We start from the raw sequence: 5073 nt of genomic DNA, 5'->3' as shown, positions 1-5073 counted from the left end.
CCGTTCACGATGGCCTAAGCGTGAATGCGCAGAAACGTAGTGCGCGGTGTCGTGTTCAGAACGCGGGCCGTATGATTTGGGGCAGGCGGGGGACGGACACAGAAGCGTGAGCTTTCGACCATGCAGGCATGTACCTCGAGACTGCGCGATGACAGCAGCTGCGGGAAGGTATTGGCGAGCATTGTTGGGCCCATCGCCGGAAGGAGCCTGGCGCAACCCGCAACCGCGCCCGCCGACGATACGGCAAGAATGTAAGTTGGATCGAGTTGGTCATACTCGTCGGTCTCAAGGCCGTTCCTGACCTCTACATCCCAATTCAGCCTGTCGCGAAAGACTCGGGCACGCAGTCTGTGCATTGAATCGATCAGGTCAGCAAACTCACCGAAAGCGGTCGCCCGAACAGCCAGTATCTGCATAAGCAGCTCCGATACAAATAGGTTCACTGCATATTGGACATCAATCTCCTTCCTTAGGCGACTAATAGAATTATCAGTCGAGTGCACCGGCAAAGCGTGTACTAAGTCAGGCTGACGGTTGCATCGGGACCTGGTCCTCGACAGCCGTTGGAGGCATGTGCTGTCCCAGCGAGTCAAGGAGGTAGCGGTTTGGTGGCAACGAGATGGCGGTCGACGATTGAAGCCGAAACCCACAGGCATGCAGCCGAGAGCTATGTCTTGGCGCCGAACGCGGGCGACTTCCTTGAGCAGATGTCCTTGCCGATCTCGAAACTCGCCCGGATGGCGATTGGCAACGGGGCGGAACGGATTCTGTTCTTCGACGAAGGCAAGGCAATCGTCAGAGCCTTCGAGGGAGGCCTCCTGCTGTGGGTCGGTGCGAGCAATCTTGTGATCCGCCATGCTCTTCAGCTACTGCTTGAGGGCGGCCTTTTTCACGCCACGTCGGATGAGCGGCTGGTGATCTCTTGGTATCTAAGTGTCGGCAAGCCCTTTGCGGTGATCGAGGGACTGCTGTTTGCAACGTCTCGCGACGGTGCCAGATGCAATACGCATCTGCGATGATCTTGATCGCCGTCCGGAAGAGAATCTACTTTCTAGATGCCGTAATCAACGACCACCAGCAGCGAGAGCGCAGAGATAATCAGCAATGCTCCGATTACCACGATCATCAATTTAGCACTGTACGACTGCCATTCCATTCGACATGACCTCAATTGAGGGACGTTGTAGCGCTAGGAAGCGCTGAGGGCCACTGGCCAAAGGGGCGATATTCCGTCGCAGGCTTGACCCGTCGCTGTTCAGCGATCAGAAGCTAGCGTGGGCCGAGCCTAGTTTGCTAGAAGGCGGCCGGCATAACCAGCGGCAAAGACATCCACCGCGAGATAAGACAGCGTGCTGTTTGTCAGGGATTTGGGTCAGGATTCTCGCCTATAGAATCTCATGAGATCTTGAGCGTGTACGAGAATTTGAGGACGGGAGCTGCTCCGGTTAATGGGTTACGTCATGCCAAAAGCGGCAAATTAACTGGCTGGTATATTTGGGCTGGAGAATATTCCGATGCAGAAGGCTTCTTTGACGTAGTTCGTTAACGAGACCAGCTCGCCGTAATCTCACCACGAAAGCAAATTTGCGATGAAGCGAGGATATGCTTGGTGCAGGAAAATCAGATCATCGAGCTGTTCCCAATCGATGTCACCGTCCTGACTAGACCGCAATTCCGACTGGTGAATTCCGCCCATTACGAGCACGGCGTCGATTCCCGAGCGGTTTGCGCCGAGGACATCGGTGTTCAATCCGTCCCCTATGCAAACCACGGAAGACGGCGGAAGCGCCAGAACGCCGAGTGCCTTTGCATAAGCCTGCTGATGTGGCTTTCCGAAATACCATGCCTTTCCGCCGATTGCCTCGTAACGTGCGGTAATTGCGCCAGCGCATTCCAGGCGCCGGTCGCCGATCAGCACCTGCAGATCAGGATTTGCACAGATCATGGGGAGGCGGCGCTCGTGGCAGGCATGCAGCAGCGCCTCCCTTTCCGTAAGGGATTGCTCCTCGAGCGTCCCGGTGACCAACACGAAGTCGGCCTTAGTCACTGCCGTGACGGCACGTTTCCCTGTTCCCGCCATTAATTTCGACAGCACTCTTGGACCCATATGATAAAACCGTCTTCCCAATTGCAGGCGCCCGCCGCTTTCGGTTCCAGACAGCGCTTCAAAGACCAATTCACCGGACGTTATCAACCCGTCATAGAGTGCATCGGTAATCCCCATCCCGAGAAGATGGTCTGATACCTCCTGTTTGCGGCGCGGCGAGTTCGACAACAAAACGACCCGTTTCCGGCGCGCAATCAGATGAGCAAGGCAGTCGATTGCTCCGGCAAAAGCAGTTTCGCCATTGTGGACGACGCCGAACAAATCGATGATGAAACCGTCGTAGGCTTCCGAAAGCTCAGAAATACCGGTGAGAAGAGTTGGCCTAGCGAATGCCATCGCGCTTTGCATCCTCATGTTGTTTGCCTGAGCCTGATGGTTGCCGCCACTCGGCAAGAAGGTATGACGTGTTTGTACGATGGATCACAGCGCCGCCCAGAACAGTTTCGATTTTTGGCCCATCGCCACAGCCATACCAACCCATAACAGTGAAAGCGGCGCTTCCTACGTCGTGATCAATGCGACTTGAGCGCTTGCCAAGCTCTGAACCCTCCACGCTGGAGAGCGCAAGCCAAGCGCCATTTGAAACGGGCCGAAACAAGCAAGGATCGACAACTCCCGAAGAGGCTTCTTCAGGGATGTCGCCGTCAATATCTCACATCGTTGTCTTGGTGTTCAAAAGCACTGCAACGCCGACGACGGAAGCGGCTATGGAAAAGTCGACGTGCAAACGCCATGCGCGCCATCACAACCGTGAAACCGAAGCCTTTGATGCCGCCAAGAGCCCGTGCAACCTCATTGAGCAGATTTCGTTACCCATCTCCAGTCTCGCCCGGACGGTCAGTGGCGGCGAGACGGAACGGACGCTGGCCTTCGAAGAAGGCAAAGCCGCGAATCGTGCCGGATGTTCGCGATGAATCCGGCGTGGCCAATGCCCTAACCAGACCCCTGGAACCAATAGCGTGTCACGACATTCTCCTCCCCATAAGGAGATAGCAAATGACGAACGATCCTAAAAATTCAAGTGATCCCGACCTTCGAACCAAAGCGGTTGATTATCGCCGCACGAATTGGGTCGCATGGATTGCAGCGGTAGGATTGATTGCGATTGGCGCTTTCGCTCTCACCCAGTGGTCTAACACACCTGACACCGATCCACAGAGCACTGCTTCGACGAGCAATTCCGAACCGGCGCCGGCTCCGGCAACCCCGACCGCACCGGCAGATAATAATACCGCGCCTGCTCCCGTCACGCCGCCTGCAGGCACGACACCACAGTAAGCTTGATTTTGCCGTGATCGGGCGTCGCTTGCGACGGGCATAGCGACGACGCAAAATGCGTCCACTTGCTTCTTCGCGCGCTATTGATCGAGACCGCGCTCACGACCGATTGCCTGTGACCGACGGCCAGCGAGGATCTTCTGACTGCTTTCGATCCGAACCGCCCGCTGCAAAACCTTGAGCGATGTCCGCATCGCATCAAACGCCTTTCGGTCGGCCGGTGGCACCATATTGACGACGTCCTTCTCATCGCGCCCGATTGCACCAGGCCCGAAGCGCGCATCGAGGGCCTTACTCACCACAGCGAACTCGTCGCGGACCTTCGGATCAAGCGCGCTGATCATTCCGGCAAGCGCCCGCGGGTTCTTCTTAACCGCTAAGGTGAGGCGCTCGAGATCATCGCAGGCGCCCCTGCTCAATCCGGGAATGGCTATCCCCATGCGTCGCCGTTCTGCCGCAAGCGTACGAAGAGCCGCCTCGAATGCATTCGAGTAGGCTGAAGCAAGAGCGGTCAGGCGAGTGACAACCTCCGGAAGGGCCTTCAGCGCATCTCTGCGCTCTCGCCCAGAAGCAAGCAGCCGGTCGATCACGCGATCCGAACCGCGTAGCGCTCCGTAATCTTTAGGATCGGCGGCGACGGCTGCAGCGATGCGATCCGCCACGATGCCCTTTGTAGTTAGCGCCTCGATCATCGTCACCGCACCGGCCGGATCACGCCAGATGCGCATCGCCGCTTCCCCAAGGGCTGCGCGCCGCTCCTGGTAATGCGGCGTCGACAAGGCGGTTGCTTTCGCGTCATCCTCAATCGGGGCCTTGAATTCAGTAACCGCGGCAAGCAGCGGCGGCGCGGAGGTTGTCTGCCTCTCCGGATCAAAGGCCACAGCGGCGACAATCCGCGAGCGATCCTGGCGTTCGGCCTCATGCTGTGCTTCGGCAAACCGCTTTACAGCCGTAAAAAGCTTCACCAGCTCCTCGCGCTTTTCTGCCCCCAAATCCTCCGGCATACGCTCCATGGCGTAACACTCGACATGCTCATTCGCCTTACCGGTAAAGGCGCTCCGGCCGAAGCGAACCGTCAGCGCCTGGCTCACCGCCTTGATTTCCTGCACGACAGAACGATCCTCGGCGGCGAACAAAAACGCAGTCTTGTAAGTCTCCTCCCCGCCCGCTTGGCGGATGGCCTCGATCTCGCTGAGACGCGCATGGGCAGCCATCGATAGCGCTGGAACCGAAAACGACATATGCGTGCGGCGCGTCCGTTCACGTGCGGCGAAGCGCTCAGCGTTCTTCCGGAACGCCGCAGCATGGGCGCGCACCAGCGGCTTTAATTCAGCAAGAGCGGCATTCGCGGCATTGCGCTCGTCCCGCGCCGCCCGCCCATCGACCAAGCGGTCGGAGCCGCGCAGACGTCCGAGCGTGGCCGGCGCACGCGTAATGTCGTCGGCAAGCCGGGAGGGCATGGCGTCAGCGCGTGAAGCCCGGTCGTTCAACACGGCAAGCGCCTCGCCCGGATCAACAAAGATCTTTCCGAGCTGAGCGCGAAGGATCGCTTGACGTTCCTGACAACCGGCTGAAGCCAGTTGCGCCAGACGCGCATCCTCGTCCACGCTCCTTGAGAAAGACGTAACAGGTGCCAGAAGATACCGCATGTCCTCGGCACTGGTCTGCTCTACGGATGGGGACTGGAC

5 protein-coding genes and 1 pseudogene are annotated in these 5073 nt (G+C 58.2%); 3 read left to right on the top strand and 3 right to left on the bottom strand.

All coding sequences use genetic code 11. The features are described 5' to 3' along the window. Nucleotides 1-95 precede the first annotated feature (95 nt). Nucleotides 96-416, bottom strand: a pseudogene (locus tag C9413_RS27565) (acyl-homoserine-lactone synthase); the annotation flags it as partial. A gap of 189 nt (nt 417-605) precedes the next feature. Between C9413_RS27565 and C9413_RS27560 the strand changes: the two are divergent. Next, nucleotides 606-1019: a hypothetical protein gene (locus C9413_RS27560; RefSeq protein WP_039845809.1), complete on the top strand. Its 414-nt coding sequence runs from the start codon at nt 606-608 to the stop codon at nt 1017-1019. A 548-nt stretch (nt 1020-1567) separates the two neighbouring features. Here C9413_RS27560 and C9413_RS27555 read toward each other — a convergent pair. Beyond that, a complete protein-coding gene (locus tag C9413_RS27555; protein ID WP_063856006.1) occupies nt 1568-2443 on the bottom strand; it encodes a TIGR01459 family HAD-type hydrolase in 876 nt (291 codons plus the stop codon). A 371-nt stretch (nt 2444-2814) separates the two neighbouring features. Here C9413_RS27555 and C9413_RS27550 point away from each other — a divergent pair, with 371 nt between their 5' ends. Further along, complete coding sequence (locus tag C9413_RS27550) at nt 2815-3021, top strand: hypothetical protein (RefSeq protein ID WP_170251174.1); 207 nt, start codon at nt 2815-2817, stop codon at nt 3019-3021. Nucleotides 3022-3103: 82 nt separating this feature from the next. After that, entirely contained in the window at nt 3104-3385 is a 282-nt protein-coding gene (locus tag C9413_RS27545) for a hypothetical protein (RefSeq protein ID WP_082046555.1), read from the top strand. Nucleotides 3386-3465: 80 nt separating this feature from the next. Here the strand turns inward: C9413_RS27545 and C9413_RS27540 are convergent. After that, nucleotides 3466-5073, bottom strand: a 1608-nt coding sequence (locus C9413_RS27540) for a BID domain-containing protein (protein ID WP_170251173.1), incomplete at its 5' end; no start/stop codon positions are given.

This window comes from Rhizobium sp. SEMIA 4085 (assembly GCF_013004495.1).
In the GTDB taxonomy this organism is placed as follows: Bacteria; Pseudomonadota; Alphaproteobacteria; order Rhizobiales; family Rhizobiaceae; genus Rhizobium; species Rhizobium gallicum.
This window is presented reverse-complemented; position numbering and strand designations above follow the sequence as displayed.